This window comes from Sulfolobus acidocaldarius DSM 639, assembly GCF_000012285.1.
Classification (GTDB): domain Archaea; phylum Thermoproteota; class Thermoprotei_A; order Sulfolobales; family Sulfolobaceae; genus Sulfolobus; species Sulfolobus acidocaldarius.
Genome location: NC_007181.1, coordinates 1,253,831 through 1,270,242, shown reverse-complemented (window position 1 = coordinate 1,270,242; position 16,412 = coordinate 1,253,831). Strand labels below are relative to the sequence as shown.

General features: G+C 34.0%; 21 protein-coding genes. 7 read left to right on the top strand and 14 right to left on the bottom strand.

Annotated elements, in window-relative coordinates; all coding sequences use genetic code 11:
- Window positions 1-256: 256 nt before the first annotated feature.
- Window positions 257-916, bottom strand: coding sequence for a hypothetical protein (locus SACI_RS07120; RefSeq protein ID WP_011278315.1), 660 nt, complete (start codon window positions 914-916; stop codon window positions 257-259).
- Between the two features lie 57 nt (window positions 917-973).
- Here SACI_RS07120 and SACI_RS07115 point away from each other — a divergent pair, with 57 nt between their 5' ends.
- Complete coding sequence (locus tag SACI_RS07115; protein WP_011278314.1) at window positions 974-1,849, top strand: hypothetical protein; 876 nt, start codon at window positions 974-976, stop codon at window positions 1,847-1,849.
- A 197-nt stretch (window positions 1,850-2,046) separates the two neighbouring features.
- Window positions 2,047-2,910, top strand: coding sequence for a site-specific tyrosine recombinase/integron integrase (xerA, locus tag SACI_RS07110; RefSeq protein ID WP_011278313.1), 864 nt, complete (start codon window positions 2,047-2,049; stop codon window positions 2,908-2,910).
- Here the strand turns inward: xerA and SACI_RS07105 are convergent.
- From SACI_RS07105 to SACI_RS07090, 4 genes are read right to left on the bottom strand one after another with little or no spacing between them, the layout of a single operon-like run.
- Window positions 2,907-3,878, bottom strand: a complete 972-nt coding sequence (locus SACI_RS07105; RefSeq protein ID WP_011278312.1) for a radical SAM/SPASM domain-containing protein — start codon at window positions 3,876-3,878, stop codon at window positions 2,907-2,909. The genes xerA and SACI_RS07105 overlap by 4 nt on opposite strands.
- The gene (locus SACI_RS07100) at window positions 3,875-4,384 is read right to left on the bottom strand and encodes a gamma carbonic anhydrase family protein (protein WP_011278311.1); all 510 of its coding nucleotides are present in this window, start codon (window positions 4,382-4,384) and stop codon (window positions 3,875-3,877) included. Before SACI_RS07100 ends, SACI_RS07105 begins: the two co-directional genes overlap by 4 nt.
- Window positions 4,384-5,391, bottom strand: a complete 1,008-nt coding sequence (locus tag SACI_RS07095) for an RsmB/NOP family class I SAM-dependent RNA methyltransferase (RefSeq protein ID WP_176586688.1) — start codon at window positions 5,389-5,391, stop codon at window positions 4,384-4,386. The genes SACI_RS07100 and SACI_RS07095 overlap by 1 nt, the downstream gene beginning before the upstream one ends.
- Window positions 5,392-5,417: 26 nt before the next feature.
- Window positions 5,418-6,287 carry a beta-ribofuranosylaminobenzene 5'-phosphate synthase family protein gene (locus tag SACI_RS07090; RefSeq protein ID WP_015385619.1) on the bottom strand — a complete coding sequence of 290 codons (870 nt, stop codon included), beginning with the start codon at window positions 6,285-6,287 and terminating at the stop codon, window positions 5,418-5,420.
- Between the two features lie 221 nt (window positions 6,288-6,508).
- Between SACI_RS07090 and SACI_RS07085 the strand changes: the two genes are divergently transcribed.
- The 3 genes from SACI_RS07085 (at window position 6,509) to glnA (ending at window position 9,064) form a co-directional block, all read left to right on the top strand.
- Window positions 6,509-6,934, top strand: coding sequence for a thioredoxin family protein (locus SACI_RS07085; RefSeq protein WP_011278308.1), 426 nt, complete (start codon window positions 6,509-6,511; stop codon window positions 6,932-6,934).
- The gene (locus SACI_RS07080) at window positions 6,921-7,535 is read left to right on the top strand and encodes an ATP-binding cassette domain-containing protein (protein WP_011278307.1); all 615 of its coding nucleotides are present in this window, start codon (window positions 6,921-6,923) and stop codon (window positions 7,533-7,535) included. Before SACI_RS07085 ends, SACI_RS07080 begins: the two co-directional genes overlap by 14 nt.
- 107 nt (window positions 7,536-7,642) lie before the next feature.
- Window positions 7,643-9,064, top strand: coding sequence for a type I glutamate--ammonia ligase (gene glnA / locus SACI_RS07075; RefSeq protein WP_011278306.1), 1,422 nt, complete (start codon window positions 7,643-7,645; stop codon window positions 9,062-9,064).
- A gap of 3 nt (window positions 9,065-9,067) precedes the next feature.
- Here the strand turns inward: glnA and SACI_RS07070 are convergent, their stop codons facing one another.
- The 4 genes from SACI_RS07070 to moaA all read right to left on the bottom strand — a co-directional run bounded on the left by SACI_RS07070 (window position 9,068) and on the right by moaA (window position 12,706).
- Entirely contained in the window at window positions 9,068-9,970 is a 903-nt protein-coding gene (locus SACI_RS07070) for a DUF7343 domain-containing protein (RefSeq protein WP_011278305.1), read from the bottom strand.
- A gap of 23 nt (window positions 9,971-9,993) precedes the next feature.
- Complete coding sequence (gene folE / locus SACI_RS07065; protein ID WP_011278304.1) at window positions 9,994-10,623, bottom strand: GTP cyclohydrolase I FolE; 630 nt, start codon at window positions 10,621-10,623, stop codon at window positions 9,994-9,996.
- Between the two features lie 66 nt (window positions 10,624-10,689).
- Window positions 10,690-11,787 carry a M24 family metallopeptidase gene (locus SACI_RS07060; RefSeq protein WP_011278303.1) on the bottom strand — a complete coding sequence of 366 codons (1,098 nt, stop codon included), beginning with the start codon at window positions 11,785-11,787 and terminating at the stop codon, window positions 10,690-10,692.
- Window positions 11,765-12,706 carry a GTP 3',8-cyclase MoaA gene (moaA, locus tag SACI_RS07055; RefSeq protein WP_011278302.1) on the bottom strand — a complete coding sequence of 314 codons (942 nt, stop codon included), beginning with the start codon at window positions 12,704-12,706 and terminating at the stop codon, window positions 11,765-11,767. Before moaA ends, SACI_RS07060 begins: the two co-directional genes overlap by 23 nt.
- Before the next feature lie 72 nt (window positions 12,707-12,778).
- Between moaA and SACI_RS12075 the strand changes: the two genes are divergently transcribed.
- Window positions 12,779-12,943 (top strand): hypothetical protein, encoded by a 165-nt coding sequence (locus SACI_RS12075; protein ID WP_011278301.1) that lies wholly within the window; start codon window positions 12,779-12,781, stop codon window positions 12,941-12,943.
- Here SACI_RS12075 and SACI_RS07050 read toward each other — a convergent pair.
- From SACI_RS07050 to SACI_RS07035, 5 genes are all read right to left on the bottom strand, one after another.
- Window positions 12,915-13,589, bottom strand: coding sequence for a hypothetical protein (locus SACI_RS07050; RefSeq protein WP_011278300.1), 675 nt, complete (start codon window positions 13,587-13,589; stop codon window positions 12,915-12,917). The two genes, SACI_RS12075 and SACI_RS07050, sit on opposite strands and share 29 nt — an antisense overlap.
- A gap of 1 nt (window position 13,590) precedes the next feature.
- Window positions 13,591-13,746, bottom strand: coding sequence for a hypothetical protein (locus tag SACI_RS12070; RefSeq protein WP_011278299.1), 156 nt, complete (start codon window positions 13,744-13,746; stop codon window positions 13,591-13,593).
- Between the two features lie 37 nt (window positions 13,747-13,783).
- Window positions 13,784-14,626 (bottom strand): cysteine synthase family protein, encoded by an 843-nt coding sequence (locus SACI_RS07045; RefSeq protein WP_048054433.1) that lies wholly within the window; start codon window positions 14,624-14,626, stop codon window positions 13,784-13,786.
- 92 nt (window positions 14,627-14,718) lie between these two features.
- Window positions 14,719-14,940 (bottom strand): sulfurtransferase TusA family protein, encoded by a 222-nt coding sequence (locus SACI_RS07040; protein WP_011278297.1) that lies wholly within the window; start codon window positions 14,938-14,940, stop codon window positions 14,719-14,721.
- Window positions 14,940-15,335 (bottom strand): DsrE/DsrF/DrsH-like family protein, encoded by a 396-nt coding sequence (locus tag SACI_RS07035; RefSeq protein WP_011278296.1) that lies wholly within the window; start codon window positions 15,333-15,335, stop codon window positions 14,940-14,942. The genes SACI_RS07040 and SACI_RS07035 overlap by 1 nt, the downstream gene beginning before the upstream one ends.
- Before the next feature lie 53 nt (window positions 15,336-15,388).
- Here SACI_RS07035 and SACI_RS07030 point away from each other — a divergent pair, with 53 nt between their 5' ends.
- Window positions 15,389-16,378: a DUF711 family protein gene (locus tag SACI_RS07030; protein ID WP_011278295.1), complete on the top strand. Its 990-nt coding sequence runs from the start codon at window positions 15,389-15,391 to the stop codon at window positions 16,376-16,378.
- Window positions 16,379-16,412 lie beyond the last annotated feature (34 nt).

Sequence of the window (16,412 nt, the reverse complement as noted above, 5' to 3'; positions counted from 1 at the left end):
TCTTCGATGCTGTAAAATATACAGAGAGTGTGGTTTGAAAATACTATTAACGAGATAGGCAATAGTAATATGGGAGATTATATGTGGTTACCATAAAAAATCCCGTTGTTTATATATATTATGAAACCTATTCTGCTACTATTATCCATACTCCTCATATCATCGGCTTTAATGATATGTTTTGATATTCCTTACCCATTTCAATCTATTTTAGCACCACCTATTCTTTTAGAAATGTTAAGACTATCAAAAAGACTCAAAGGAGGTAGGAAGTAAATTTTCCACATAGGTTTTTTTGCCTGCAAATTTTGAAAAAGCAATCCAAGGCTTCTCTTCCTTTCAAGCCCAACTCCTTAGAAAAACTATTTACATATCCTCTTTCATATGCTAAATTAGCAGAGTCTCTAATAACTATTTTAATTCTAGATAATGATTCTTCATCTAAGATCTTGGAACCTAACAGTTTAATTACAAACGGTAAATTACCGCAATTAGAATTCCAGAAATCTTTAAAGCTATACTCGGAAGTACCATCATATGTTAATTCAGCTGTCCACTCCTCTTGAGAGGTAGTAGGGACGACATTATGACCGTAAATCATCCTAGCAAGATAATATTCGGTAGAGTTACTACCTGGGACTAGAATTTTAAGTTTGCTTTCTGTCTTTTTCTTATACCTTATACCAATATCATTTACCACATATGCTCCGTTAGTCAAAACTTTTAAATTTTCTATAAAAGTAACTAGGGGTAATGGAAGATAAAGTAACTCGTATTCATCTACATGAAATTTTAAATCGTCCTCTTTCAATTTTAAAATGTCGAACGAAAAACCTTTAGTATCTACTTCATTATTAAGTACAGGTTGGAGTATCTTAATCTCCTCATCCCTTGAATATGCGATTTTTATCCTCATCTAGTATACTACCATATCTCCTTATTTTATATTTCCCTTAATTTCTTAACTATTATTATGAAGACGATTATAGTAGGCTCAGGCTATGCAGGATTAAATGCTTATTATAATCTGAATGAAGAACCAATCATAATTTCACAGCATAATAAATTTGTATTTTACACTTCACTAACCAGAAGTTTGCTTTTCAAACCATTAATGGATACTGTAAACATACCTTTTGTTACCGTGGATAAGGTTATTGAATTTGACCTGAAGGGAAAATGGATAAAAACCCAAAATCATGAGTACAACGCTGATAACTTAATTATAGCAACAGGATGCAATAGAGAAGAACAAATTCAATTTATAAAAAAATTACGAGGACTAGATAGAATTTCTATAGAAGCTGAAAATGAATTTTATGACGGTTATCTTGTAGTACAGTTAGCATTTTATCTGAAAAAATTAGGAAAACAAGTATACTACCATGGAAGTTATTTATCTTTCCTGGGTGACAGAGTAGCTCAAGTGCTGGCAAATAAGATGAACGAAAAACACATACAATATACAGAAAAAGCTGATTTAGTGTTCCCTGCCTGTAAGCCTCTAAGTCCATTTCAATTCTTCAAGGTTAATGAATATTTACAGTATCAGAACTCATTCATAATCGGCGATCTAATAGAAAATATGCCAAAGTTAGGTGAATTAGCCATGAGAACTGGAATTTACGTTGGTAAGTTTATTAATGACCACAGAGCCGGAAAATTTTCACCCATTTTTGTAACTATTATAGATACTGGAAGTGAAGGAATTCACATAAGAAGTGATAGACCTTGGGGCGGAAATAAAGAGGTTGTTAAAATATCTAAGCTTAGACAATATATGAAGAGATTCATAGAAAGATATTATATCATTAGAAGAGGAAATATGGGCTTTTTATATCACGTATAGAAGTATCCAGGGACCTGGGGGGTCAGGGGGAACATCATTCCTTTTCAAGGGTCCCTGGATACCCTATATTTTCATTTTCCTCGGGGTATAAGTAGTTTTGTATTATAAATAACGTTATAACGCTAAAATAAAAATAGAGAAACAAGGAATAATATTCTAATTTCTTAATAAGCGTTACACCAACAAAGAATAAAAACATGAGGTTGCAGTTAGAAGGAGACGCTAACTCGGACGATCCTTATAATAAATTTATTCTTACACTTAATCTGGCAGGCGCAAGTGAAAATACAATACGACTCTATTCCATCGCAATAAAGGATTTCCTAGATTTTGTGAAGAAAGATCCCCGCCAAGTAACTAATTCAGACGTAAACGCATGGTTGCTAAAAATCCTTAAGAGCAGCACTAGGAGTAAGAGAGTTAGAGAAGAAAACGAAAAAAGAAGAATGAAACTAACTACCGCGAAGATTTACTTAACTGCAGTACTTAGATTTCTCAAATGGCTAGGTAAAGATGTAAAGCCAACGGTACCTAAAGCGAGGAAAAATGAAATAAGAGCACTTACGTACGAAGAGCTAGAGAAATTAAAAGCCAGTGCAAAGAAACTTCGTGATGCGGTAATATTAAACCTGCTAATTGACACTGGAATCCGAGCAAAGGAACTATTGTCTATTAAAGTTCAAGATATAGACCTTGAAAGAAGACGTATTATAATAAGAAATACAAAGAACGGCGAATCAAGAATAGTTTTCTTTACCTCTCACACTGGTGCATTATTAAAAAAATATATTCAGAAAAATAAAAAGGAGCCTGAAGACAAACTGATAAATATGACGTATCAGGCTCTATATAGAAAACTAAGAAGACTAGGAAAGAAAATAGGAATAGATCTAAGACCACATATATTAAGACATACATTTGCGACAGAAGCAATAAGGAAAGGTATACCATTACCAGTAGTACAAAAAATATTAGGACACAAAGACATAAGAGTAACTCAAGTTTATACTCATTTAGTCATAGAGGATGTGGAAAAGGCCTATAAAAATACATTTGGTTAGGCTCTACCTAAAAATCTCCATTTCAACATTTCATTTACATAGCTTGCCAAGTCTTTTATACTATTGAACGAGTACGTTTGCAGATGTAAATACTCAAATTTTGCTTGATTATTTAACATGTCTTTTTGTAGTTCTTTCACTATTTGCTTCTTTAGAATATCTTGGAGTTTTTCTTCAACTAGGTTGCCTACTATTTTTCCATTGATATCATCAGGGTAAGGAATCTCGCCATTCGGATACACAGTAATAGCATAACTTACCACTCTCGTAGGAGCACTCTTACCTACTAAAGCATTTATGAATCCCCATGTATTGTTTATAGTCGGTCCGTATTTTCTCTTCAATTCAGAAAGTACTTTATACAATTCATTCGGATCTGGTTCTAATTTCACTTTGGAACCAGGGTAATCTATTGCCGGAAGGATAACTATTTTATATTGACACTCGTGAACTTTTCTTACTTTTTCTTCAAGCTTATGTAAATTATATCGAGTTACCACTGTTTGAACATTAACCTTAAGACCGTAATCTCTGAACCTCTGCAAATTATCAATAGCTTTTGCGTTCCAATGATACTCGTCAATCGAATAATGTAAGAAGTCAATTCTATCAGCCAACTTTGATAAAAACGATTCGTCATTAAGTCTATATCCGTTAGTGGTGAGCATCACATAAAAAGAACCATCATGAGCATATTCAAGTAACTCTAGTATATCTTGTCTTATTGTTGGTTCTCCACCTTCAAAAGACAGCACAACTATAGAAGAATCACGCATATTATCAATCATTTTCTTAACTTTTTCTGTACTACTCTCCCCCAGCTCCCCATTATAATATGATGGGTTACAAAATGAACAGTGCAAGTTACATCTTGATGTAACTTTAAACGTAGCATAAGCCGGATTAAAAGGGTCTTTAAGTACTTGTGTTCTTATAAACCATCTAAACGCTTTAATATCTCTATTCATAATTTAAGAAACCTCCTTGTATGTTTTAAATATTCTTCTGCGTTTTCCTCAATCATTTTCTTTTCCGCCTCACCTACTTTTCTTATAACTTTAGCAGGAACACCCACAGCGATACTGTATGGAGGTATTTCAACATTTTGAGGAACTACAGAACCTGCACCTACAATAGAATACTCTCCTACCTTAGAGCCGTTCAATAGTATCGCACCCATTCCAATTATTACATTAGATGCAATTGTGGCTCCATGAATTACTGCATTATGCCCTATGCTAACTCTATCTCCTATAATAGTCTTAAACCCATAATCTGTATGCACCGTAGTGTTTTCTTGAATATTTGTCTCCTTTCCTATTACTATTGAATCGTTATCCGCCCTTATCACTACATAGTGCCATATACTAGCTAGTTCCTTTATTTCTACATCTCCTATTATGTAGGCTGTAGGATGAATATATGCCTTATTTGATACCTTAGGTTTTTTACCTAAATACTCTTCAATAGGCATTATTTTCTCTTTCTTAATTTGGCTATAAAAAACCCTGTTATATCGTGCACCATAGGGTAGAACCTTATTATCTCTTCCAGTTCGAATCTCTCATCTTCAACGATTCTCTCATTCTCTATTTCAGTCATCGTACACGTGGAATAGATTAAGATTCCATCCTTCTTAAGGAGTTTATACGCTGCGTTTATAAATTGTTTTTGATAACTTGATAAATTTATTAAATCTTCTTTGTTTTTCTTGTCATAAATCTTAGGTCTTAAACCTAAGGCTGAACATGGTGGGTCTATAAGAACCTTATCAACATCACTTATCCTAAAATCTTCATAAAGATAACGTGAATCTGCAAGATATGTCTCTATATGCATACCTAGTCTTTGCGTTAATTGCCTTAGATCCTGAACTTTTCTCTTAGTATGGTCAAATCCTAAGATTCTAGCCTTAGGCTCTAATTGATAAATATGAGTTAACTTACCTCCAGGATGTGCAGTCATATCTATAATTTTTTCGCCTGGTTTAGGATCTATCAGATAGGCAACATACATCGACGCTTTTCCTTGAAGTAATATTTCACCTGTTTTTAACTCATCCAAATCTGAAAGAGGATAAGAGGAATACATGCTTTTTGTAATTTTTACAGCTAGGTTACCTTGATTAACTAATTCGCCCTCAGCTATAATTATACCATTTTCACTAACCACGTTAACAAACCTACTATTACCAATTACCCTCTTTACGCCGGGTCTGTATACATTTGCACCCATCATTACACTTTCAGCAGTTCTTTTATCTACTATGACCTTGCTTTCTCTTTCTTCTAACTTACTGGGTCCTCTTATCTCGATGTAGAGAGCTTCGCTAAAATCTTCATCCTCATGTAAAAAAGGAAGACGCTCTCTAATCCTAGTAGGAGACGTCTTTAACGTATTGACCCTGATGTAGAGTCTACTATTTGGTACTAGTAAAGAGTCAAGTAAAGAGTTAAATTTAGTTCCTGAAACCTTCCTCAGCTCATCCAGGACAAATTCATCGTACTCTAGTCTTTTGACCAAATTACCTTCGCCCCTTCATTATTAGGTTCAGTTACAAGACCACCAAAATATGACACTAACTCTTCACCTTCTCTCTTAGTGTTTACGAAAGTATAAACCGTAGGTCCAAAAGACGATATACCTGCCGGAAATCCCTTATTATACATGGATTTCATAAGATCCCTAACCTGCTCAGTCTGCATGTTAACTTCGATTCTTTTAAATCCAAGATTTTGTATCTTGGCTATAGCATCGAGTGCGGATGAGATATCATGATCTATTACAGCAGGTACTAACTCCATAAAAGTTACTCTGATTACCTCACTAGTACCCTTAACTTCCTTCTTGAACGCATTTAGTTCTTCTACACCAAAAATTCGTCTACCATATGAAGGTGTATTTATATAGATATACCAAGGAAACGAATATCTGGTCATGAGTGGAGGGGGTGGGGCATCGGAGAAATCTGAAGGGGCTATATTTTGCTTAACCTTTACAGAATGCCCTGCATCGACTATAAATCCCCCGTATTTAAAAGCATAAACACCGACACCTGAGGTCCCGCCCCTTTTCACAATCCTTGCTAGATCTACTACATCCACATTCTTTAGATTATACTCAGCTGCTAGCTTAGCGGCTGAAAGTAAGAATTGTGTGGTATGTCCAAGTCCAACATGAGCTTCATAATCCTCTTCTATACATACGGAAGGCATTCTAAAGGGAAGCGATATGTTGACTGTCGTACAGTCTCCATTCCTCATAACAACTCTAGGATATTTTAAGGCTACTCCAACTCCACCATCTATACGCCCATATAAACCCTCTAAATCCAACAGAGTGATATGAATTCGTGATAAGCCTATTACCCTTATCATCCTAATCACTATTACTAACTATAATCAGTGTACTTTCATCTGCTTATAAGTAGTTGATAAAGGGGATAAATGCTTGTATATTAAAATTGTTTAGGACTTTAAATATCGATGATGTTTGCTTGTTTTGAAAAATAAAAATCAGGAATAATTGTAGATCTTAGATCTGTTAACATTTAGATTTACGAACCAATAGAATTAATTTTTATACGAAGAAAAAGTTAATGTATATTGTGAATAAAATGGACGAGAATGAATTAAATCAATTAATTAATGATATATCAAGAAAGCTAGAAGAAAAAGCCAAAAATATGATTCAAACTGAGGATCCTACAGTTCAGATAAATGATGGGAATATAGATGAAATAATTAGTAAAAACAATGTAGTATTTGTGGATTGTTGGGCTCCTTGGTGTGGTCCGTGTCATTTATACGAACCTGTGTTCAAAAGAGTCGCATTAAAATATAAGGGAAAAGCTGTTTTCGGTAGACTCAATGTAGATGACAATGCTAATTCTGCAGATAAATTTGGAGTACTAAATATACCTACTACACTGATATTCGTTGGCGGAAAACTAGTTGACCAGGTCGTAGGTGCGGTAGAGGAAGAAATATTAGAGGAATATGTGAAAAAATATGTCTCTAATTGAGGCTAGAATAAAGAAAAAACTAGGGAATTTCTTATTAAATGCTGAAATAAATGAGGACAGTAAAATTATTTTTATTCATGGAAAAAATGGAAGTGGTAAAACTACATTACTTAAAATTCTAGCAGGTCTAGTTGACTTCGATGAAGGATATATAAAAATTGATGGTACTGAAGTTTCCAAACTTCCCCCCTGGAAAAGAGACCTAGTCCTAGTCACACCAGACTCATATATACCGAACCTCTCAGTAATGAAGCATTTATATTATGGACTGAGAAAATCAAGAAATAAAAATGAAAAAATACTAGATGAGAGTATGGAACTGATAAAAGACGTAGATGAAAACAAAAAATTAAGGGACTTAAGTCTCGGAATGAGAGAGAAAGTCTCCTTGGTTACTGCGTTATTGTCTAGCCCAAAATACATACTAATAGACGAAGCCTTTTCTAACATTAACAATAAGGATCTTTTCATTCAAAATTACATCTCGCTATCAAAAAAACATGATATTAGAATTATTTTCGTATCTCAAGATCTGGATGACTCTAAATATAGTGAGTGTATGTATATAATGGAGAACGGTATCTTAAAAAGAGTATCATGAAATTTTACATTTATACAATCTGTCATGAGAAAATAGGTATATATTTTTGAAAAGTTTTTACACTAAGCCCAGTTATATTTTTATAGCCTTTCAATAATTAGTACCACATGCCAGGACTTCCAAAAAATGAACATGAAGCACTAGAGTTTTTGAAAAGTAATAATATAAAATGGGTTGATTTACAATTTACAGATCTCCTAGGTAAATTGCAACATATAACAATACCATCAAATGAATTTGATGAAAGCTCGTTTAAGGTTGGATTCGGTAAGTTAGACGGAAGCAGCATAAAGGGATTCACCAGTATTTATGAAAGCGATATGGTATTATTACCAATACCTCAAACAATGACACTAATACCTTGGATGCAAGGTGTCGCAAGAGTACTGACTAAGGTATTCTGGGGAGGTGGAAAAGGTAGATTTGAGAGAGATCCAAGAGGGATAGCCGAAGAGGCAGAAAAATACCAGAGCGAACAAGGGTATGTAAGTTATTTCGGACCGGAACTAGAATTTTTCGTGTTCGATAAAGTAGAGGTAGACGCATCATTACCTCAAAGCGGAACAGGATATAAAATACATTCCAGAGAAGCACCATGGTCTAAGAATGGCGGATATGTAATAAGGTATAAAGAAGGATACTATCCTGCATCACCAGTTGATCAATTAATGGATATACGCTTGGAAATTATAAGTACTTTAGTAGACTACTTTGGGTTTACAATAGAAGCAGCTCATCATGAAGTAGCAACAGCAGGTCAAGGTGAGATAGATTTCAGATTCTCCACATTAGCTGATACTGCAGATAAAGTACAGGTTCTTAAATATGTAACAAAGAACATTGCAAGTAAACGTGGTATGATAGCGACATTTATGCCAAAACCATTCTTCGGAGACAACGGTAGTGGTATGCATACTCACTTTAGTTTGTGGACAAAAGATGGGAAAAATCTAATGTATGATCCTAATGATGAATATGCAGAATTAAGCCAAATAGGTAGATACATTATAGGCGGTCTCTTAGAACATGGCAGAGCATTAAGCGCAATAGTCGCACCAACCACTAATAGTTATAGACGTTTAGTGCCAGGGTATGAAGCCCCTGTATACTTGGTTTGGAGTAAATCTAACAGAAGTGCTGCAATAAGAATTCCAGCCTATTACAAGGGAATGGAAAAAGCTAAAAGGTTAGAATACAGACCACCTGACCCTTCATCTAATCCCTACCTTGTATTCTCTGCAATACTTATGGCAGGTTTAGATGGAATCAGAAGAAAACTAGACCCAGGTGATCCAGTGGACGAAAACATATATCATATGAGTGAAGAGAAGAAAAGGAGCCTGAAAATAAGAGAATTACCAGGATCATTAGATGAAGCTTTGAATGAGTTAGAGAGTGATAATGAATTCCTGAAGCCAGTATTCAACTCTTCAATATTACAAGCATATCTAGACCTAAAGAAAGAAGAAGCAAAAATGATGCAACTATATCCACATCCTATGGAAATATATCAGTATCTAGATTCTTAAAAACTACACCAAAACATTATTTCTTCTAAGATTCTTTTTAATATACTCTAAATCTATAATCGGATCAAAAATATAATTATTTGTAGCTTCTTTTAAAATATTATACTCTATTCCAACAAGGTTTGAATAATCCTGTATCCATCTATCCTTTTGTGATAGAAACTTCTGAAAACTATCGTAGTATATTTCCAGTAAAAATTCTGAATCTAACCTACTATTAACAGCTAATGTACAACAATTATGCTCATCAAATCTATGAAGAATCTTATATCCATTTCTCGTAAGTATGGTGGGATAGGGCTCCCATATACTTATGGCATTAGTTCTTTTGGTATTTAACGACATAATTAAATGTTCAGGACTCTCATACTCTACAATATCTAGATGAGGGTCAAAGAGCATTGTCCATAATTCCATGCTAGATAATGCTGTAGAGCCTATGTAACTGTCCAGGCTATTTCCTACTATTGCACCTCCACCCCTTGCTCCTCCTGCAATTATCTTAAAATCATTGAAAATTTTTTGAAATATTAATTGAGTAACCAAGGGCGAGAAACCCATATCTATTTTTCCTGTAGCTAAGTCTCTGGTTAGATCTAAACCATTATTGTAAATTTTCACATCAACAATGAATCCCTTATCTTTCAAAGACCTTACGAAAGGAACCACAAAAGGATATTCAGCAGCCTTTATTATACCAATACTCAAAAATTTGCTAGAAGATAATCTAATTGCTAAGTTCTTTCCTATTAGTCTTCTTCTTTCAATTATACCGTCTTTCTCCAATTCTGATAATATCTCTGATACTCTACTCTTAGACATTTGACTAAGTTTCACTAAATCTGATTGTGATAACTCACCGTAATTTTTTAGGATATTAATTATTTTATTTTTCGAATCACTCAATTCAAATTATATATCGCACTAGCTCATAAAAAAGTTGATGACTTCTTAGACGTGTTAATCAGCCTAAATACCTGACTCTTCAAGGAAGGCTTCGTACTGAATATTCCTCTAGTGGATAATGATATTAAGCTAGCTTCCCTATCCTTTACCCCTCTAACATAAGTGCACATATGCAATGCGTCTCCAATTACCATAACTCCTTTCGGTTGAATATCACTCTTCATAATGGCTTCTGCAATTTGTTCCACTAGTCTTTCCTGGATCTGTGGTCTTGAGGCATAATAATTTACAAGCCTTATTATTTTACTTAAGCCAGCTACCTTTCCGCTCTTACCAACAACATATGCAACATGGACCTTTCCTATTATTGGCAGTAAATGATGTTCACATAATGACGAGAACGAAATGTCCTTTACTAGAACTATTTGATCTTCTACACTGGAGTTTTCATTTTCTGCTAAGGAAAATACCTTTATATAGGGTTGAGGAGATCTCAAAGCTGACGTCATTTCAAGTAAAGCCTTTGCTACTCTCTCTGGTGTTTCCTTAAGTCCCTCTCTTTCAGTATCTTCTCCAATAAGCTGTAGAATCTCCTTAACTCTCTTTGCAATTTCCTCAACGAGTCTTTCTTGATTTAAACTTTCCTGTTCCATACCAAGTAATATAGTTGTGCGATGACATTATTAAAATGTTAATGCTAAAAATTTTGATTGGTCTTTTTATAGATACTTATAAATAGTCTCAAGTACGATGGGTTTCTTCTTTGTGACAATTATTGTATCTTCAATTCTAATTCCGAACTTTCCTTTAAGGTAAATACCTGGCTCTACTGTAATTACCATATCCTCTTCAAGTATAGCATCAGAACTCAATGAAATGGAAGGATACTCATGAATCTCTATTCCTACACCATGACCAGTTGAATGAACGAAGTATTTACCATATCCCGCCTTCTCTATTACATTTCTAGCTATCCTATCAATTTCTGATGCTCTTGTTCCATCTCGCACTGCATCTATTGCTTCTTCTTGGGCTTGAAGGACTATTTCATAGACTTTCTTTACCTCATCATTGTTACTCTTAACGAAAGTTCTAGTACTATCAAAGCAATAATTATTGTATCTTGCACCAATATCTATTACCGCATTTTCCCCATTCTTGATAACTCTATCTGTTGGAATATGATGTGGAAAAGCGGAATTCTCGGCAAAAGCAACAATAGAGGAGAATGCATATTCTTCAGCTCCTTCATTCCTCATTGTCATATCTATTAATCCTGCTAACTGTTTCTCTGAAACATATTCTTCATGAATTTTCTCAGAGGAGATTTTCATAGCCGAACTCGTAATGTCTCCTGCTTTCTTTATAAGTTCAAGTTCTTCAGGCTCTTTCTTAGCTCTTATGATGTAAAAATCTTTAGATACATCTACAAGATTTTCACTACTAATTTTCTTAGATAAGGAAAGATAAAACATTGAACCTGAATATAGCATGTCTATCGCAATCCTTCTGTTAGCCTCTATATACTTTGAAATGATATCTACTAAACTACCCCTAATTACGTCATCAGAAACTTGATAAGAACTGTATGCAACTACTTCTATCTTATCTCCTACCTTAGATTGTGCTCTATTTTTCTCTAGAACTGGAACTACAAGAATAGGAACACTATCATTATAAATTAAGGCTACGGCATTTGCAAAATCTGTTGATATGTAATCGTAACCAGTTAAATAAAATATATTTGCGCCACCAATAATAATAGCATTTTTTACATCTCGTTCCTCCAAAATTCTATCCAGTTTTTGAAGTCTCATACCTAAATCTAAAGTTTGGCTCCCTTATTAGAATTGCTAATCTATATGCCTCCCTTAATAACTCTTCCTTTTCTTCTGTGCTGTAACTACTTTTAATGATGTCACTAATATCTATAATCTTATCATCTCTGTATAAGCATGTTTTTAATTTTCCGTCTACTGTAAGCCTTATTCTGTTACAACCACTACAAAATATAGGATTGGCGTAAGGTTTAACAACTTCAACTACAAGATTTCCACATTTATATCTTGGTCTCTTGTGTTTATTTCTGATCTCTACCAAAGTACAATCCTCGTTCAAGCGACCTTCAATATCTGACATATCAACGTGAGTATAGAAAGCCTCTTTACCTAAACCTACTGGATGTAGCTCTATTAGGTGAATTTCGTCTATATTACTGCTACTTGCAAAATTAATAAACTCAAATATACCTTTAGCATTCTTTCTTGTCACAACGTAATTTAGTTTTAATGGTCTTAACCCTACTTTCTTAGCCTCTTCTATTCCTTCGACAACTTTACTTAGAACATTAACTCCTGTTACCTCTTTAAAAATAACTGGATCTATAGAATGCAGACTAATATTAACTCTATCTAACCCTGCGTCCTTTAATTTACCTGCCAATTCCTTTAACAAATATCCATTAGTGGTCATGGAGACCTCTTTTATACCGACCTCTTTCAATTTAGATATTATTTCGGGTAAATCTCTTCTTAATGTAGGTTCTCCGCCTGTCAGTTTCACAGTCCTTATTCCGAATTCCATTCCTATCTGGGCAACTAGGCTAATTTGGTCCGCACTTAACAGACTATCACCATCATTTTCTCCTTCCATATGGCAAAAGAAGCAAGTGAAATTGCAAGCATGAGTAAGTGTAATTCTTAAATCTTCTAATTCCCTACCATAAACGTCTTTCATTACATTTTTAACTTCGTTTTAGACCCTAATAAATTGATGAGAGAATTACTCTGCCCAAGATGCAACATTAAAATGGATTTCATAGTGGAAGCTGAGAATACAAGTGATGGAAAAAGGCTGATCAGATACTTTTACAGGTGTCCTGCATGTGGAACCAGAATTAATGATGAACTAATAACAGTATCAAAGTCAGAAAATAACGAGTTACTTATAAGAATCTCTCGATGGCTTTTCTAAGGTAAGAATAATTAAATAGTGGAATAAGGCTAATTAGTGAAATATATTTTATATCGAATATCTCCTTCGCCTCCTCTTTTATAGGGTCATAGCCATCTAAAAAGGAATTTATAACTTCATAAAAGAGCTGAGGGTTTTTAATGAACTTGTAAGATATCGAAAAAATTGTGACTAATAAATCCCAAGCAAAGTGAGATACAGAATCGGTCTCTATTGACTGTTCAGCATCTATTACAGTTATTATTTTATTGTCTGGAGGTATAAGAAAATTTTCAACTTTTGTGTCTCCTAGTGCAAATCCCTTTGAGTGAATATACTTTAAAGAATGTCCTAATTCAAAATAATCTTCACTTTTACTAACTTCTCTACCTTCTAAATATTCTCTATATAAACACATAGAATCCAAATCAAAATCTATAATTTTAGGTACTATTATATTCGTCCACTTATACGTGAAAAAGTTTATTTCTCTGCTCATTCTCTCTAGAGGACTAGAAGTATACGGATAACTCCTAAAGGCGGGAGATATAAAATACCACTTGAAACTAGTAGAGGAATTGTAACATTTTAGTACTATTTTCCTATCTCCACTATCCACTACTTTTGTTTGTACGTATATATTTCTGAAAAAATCCTCTATCTTCATTTTATTTATTAACTATACCTCTAACCCTAATTAATTCACCGTCATCATATATTTCTTCTTGTTTAATATCATTTAATATATTTCTTACATCTACATTTCTTGGAGAAAAATCCAATATATCTCCTTTTTTATTCAAAATTAATATAACTTCAGTCACGAAATAATAGTTGTATCGTAATACCTTAAAAAATTATTTACAAACCATCTTTTAGTTCCTCTACGTATTTGAAAGCGTCGTCAGGGAATATAAGTATAGTAGCTCCTTTAGTATCGCCCAATTTTTTATAAGCAGCAACTGTAGCCCCTGAGCTTAACCCTACTAAAATTCCTGACTTCCTAGCAACTTCTTTTACCCCTTCTAAAGCATCTTTAAAACCAACATCAATTACGGAGTCTATTTTAGCAATTTTAACGAAGTTATTATCTTCCGTAACCCTTTTAATCCCTGGTATTCTCTCTCCTTCACTTGGCTCCACACCTACAATTTCAACTTCATCACCGTATTTTTCCTTAAAGTATTTAGATATACCGACTATATGACCAGCTGTACCCATGCTTGCGATAATTCGCCTTATTTTAATACCTGCAGCATTAGCTTGCAGATCAAGTTCTTTGGCAGTGGTTTCATAATGAGCAATAACGTTTACTTCATTATGAAATTGATCTAAATGTTTATAACTTCCTAGTTGACTCATCTTTTTTACTAAAGGCAAGATCTCAGTCGTTGAAGTACCTGCGGTAATTACTTCAGAACCCAATAACTTAATCATAACCTTAAAAACTTCAGGTGAAGTGGTTGGGACAAATACTGTAAACTTAATGTTAAATATAGAGGATAGAGCAGCCATAGCAATCCCCATATTCCCTGATGTAGCCTCTACGATATTCTCTGTTTTTTCCCTTAATGCCTGCTTAAACAAGAATAGCGCTGTTCTATCTTTTATACTCCTACTGAATGGATTATAAAATTCCAATTTCCCCCATACATTTTCTCCTATATTTAACCTTAGCAGAGGAGTAGGCCACATCCCTTCCATTAAATCTATAGTATTTTCAAAAATGTGGAACTCCTTTTGGGACACAAATATTGATCGCCTTTATACACTATGCTTACTATTGGTTTTAAAAATTACTCTCCTTTATTGACCCTGATTCTTACCACATATTTTTCTCCATCCTTATTCCATCCCAGATACTCATTTCCAGTCTCCCTACACCATTTATCTAGTTCCTGAACCACAGCCTGCCATTTACTTTTAACTATAATTTCGTCCTTATCCTTAGCCTCTTTAAATGCTCTTAAGACTTTGAGTAAAATAACAGGGCATATATCATCTGAATCTATTGTCATCAAAGCGAAATCACCACCTCTGATTCCTTAGCATCTTTTAGGAAGGAAATACTTCCAGATAATTTTACTCCATCATATAAATCTTCTGGACTAGCATTTAACATTTTAATACCTATCTCGTCCACGTAAAATTCTACTCCCTCTTTAATCGCTTCATTAATCATTTTCTCTATCTCAGGTAAATTAAGCCTTTTCATCTGCCTTCTTACAAAAAATCTTGCGAAAAAAGGTAACGAAAAAGCCTTCTTACTTGATTTTAAAAATAATGTGACTGCTTGCGACACTACAAAAACCTTTACTTCCCAGCTCAGAGCTCTTGCTGATAATGCCAATGCTAATGCGTGATAAAGTGAGTCAAGGCTATTGTTCGAAACTAATATCGTTAATTTTGCCACGTTATCTAAATCCTCATTAAAACTAAAATACTTTAGTCAGTCTAAGATTAACAATGAAAATAAGAGCATTAACTATATTTGCTTCAAATATAGATAAAGATAAAATAGAAAACTATGCTAACCAGCTATCTAGTATAAATGATAGCTTGATTTGGTCTAAGCGAATTGCGTTTCCGCCTAAATCATTAAATGAAAAAATTATAGGAAAAATACCAGAAAACAAAGACATAATATATTCTATTATTCACTTATCTCAAAAAGATAATCTGTCATTAATAAAAGATATCTTATCCGTAAATGAGAACTTCTACGGATCAATTCTACTTAATAACCCTTCTTACGTAGATAATGTATCAAAATTTATTTATGACCTAGAACCTCAGCTTGCTACGCGAGTAGCCGTTTTAATTTACGATGACTTTCTTACTACCCCATATTTTCCTGTAGGCAGTGCAAACACATTGATAGACTCAATGGCTATCTCATTAATCTATCCAAGGGAATTCTTAGATGGTAATGCACAAAAAGCGCTTTCTGTTGCCGATGAATATGCTAAAAAAATTGCTACACAGCTTAAGCTAAAATATCTAGGTATCGATGTCTCTCTATCACCTTGGAAGGAAGAAAGTGTTGCTGAAATAATAGAGAAGAGGAGCGGAAAATTATTTTCCTTCGGAAATATGTCTACTGTGGCTGAAATAAATAAGGAAATTTTTGAAATAGCATGGAAGTTGAAAATTACTCCCATAGGATTTTCGGAAGTAATGTTACCAGTTGCTGAAGACAACGTTCTAATAGAAAGAGTTAATGAGGGAACTTTAACGTTGCAAGGACTTTTTCTTCTTACATCTGTGTGTGTTGCAGGTATAGATATGGTGGTCGTAAAGAAAGATTATGATTTAATAAGAAAAATTCTAAAGGATTCAATGGCTTTACAGATTGTTAAAAGAAGACCCTATGGAGTTAGGCTTATACCATCAACAGATAGTGGTTATGTTTACCTGAAAGATTATGGTAGAATACCAGAGATTAAAACACTCTGAAACATATTTAAACTACTTTTATAAGATATTGAAG

Bases quoted from the DNA above. Each gene is read 5' to 3' on its own strand.
- SACI_RS07120 (WP_011278315.1), bottom strand. From the start codon at position 916: ATGAGGATAAAAATCGCATATTCAAGGGATGAGGAGATTAAGATACTC.
- SACI_RS07115 (WP_011278314.1), top strand. From the start codon at position 974: ATGAAGACGATTATAGTAGGCTCAGGCTATGCAGGATTAAATGCTTAT.
- xerA (WP_011278313.1), top strand. From the start codon at position 2,047: ATGAGGTTGCAGTTAGAAGGAGACGCTAACTCGGACGATCCTTATAAT.
- SACI_RS07105 (WP_011278312.1), bottom strand. From the start codon at position 3,878: ATGAATAGAGATATTAAAGCGTTTAGATGGTTTATAAGAACACAAGTA.
- SACI_RS07100 (WP_011278311.1), bottom strand. From the start codon at position 4,384: ATGCCTATTGAAGAGTATTTAGGTAAAAAACCTAAGGTATCAAATAAG.
- SACI_RS07090 (WP_015385619.1), bottom strand. From the start codon at position 6,287: ATGATAAGGGTAATAGGCTTATCACGAATTCATATCACTCTGTTGGAT.
- SACI_RS07085 (WP_011278308.1), top strand. From the start codon at position 6,509: ATGTATATTGTGAATAAAATGGACGAGAATGAATTAAATCAATTAATT.
- SACI_RS07080 (WP_011278307.1), top strand. From the start codon at position 6,921: ATGTCTCTAATTGAGGCTAGAATAAAGAAAAAACTAGGGAATTTCTTA.
- glnA (WP_011278306.1), top strand. From the start codon at position 7,643: ATGCCAGGACTTCCAAAAAATGAACATGAAGCACTAGAGTTTTTGAAA.
- folE (WP_011278304.1), bottom strand. From the start codon at position 10,623: ATGGAACAGGAAAGTTTAAATCAAGAAAGACTCGTTGAGGAAATTGCA.
- SACI_RS07060 (WP_011278303.1), bottom strand. From the start codon at position 11,787: ATGAGACTTCAAAAACTGGATAGAATTTTGGAGGAACGAGATGTAAAA.
- moaA (WP_011278302.1), bottom strand. From the start codon at position 12,706: ATGAAAGACGTTTATGGTAGGGAATTAGAAGATTTAAGAATTACACTT.
- SACI_RS12075 (WP_011278301.1), top strand. From the start codon at position 12,779: ATGGATTTCATAGTGGAAGCTGAGAATACAAGTGATGGAAAAAGGCTG.
- SACI_RS07050 (WP_011278300.1), bottom strand. From the start codon at position 13,589: ATGAAGATAGAGGATTTTTTCAGAAATATATACGTACAAACAAAAGTA.
- SACI_RS07045 (WP_048054433.1), bottom strand. From the start codon at position 14,626: ATGGAAGGGATGTGGCCTACTCCTCTGCTAAGGTTAAATATAGGAGAA.
- SACI_RS07040 (WP_011278297.1), bottom strand. From the start codon at position 14,940: ATGACAATAGATTCAGATGATATATGCCCTGTTATTTTACTCAAAGTC.
- SACI_RS07030 (WP_011278295.1), top strand. From the start codon at position 15,389: ATGAAAATAAGAGCATTAACTATATTTGCTTCAAATATAGATAAAGAT.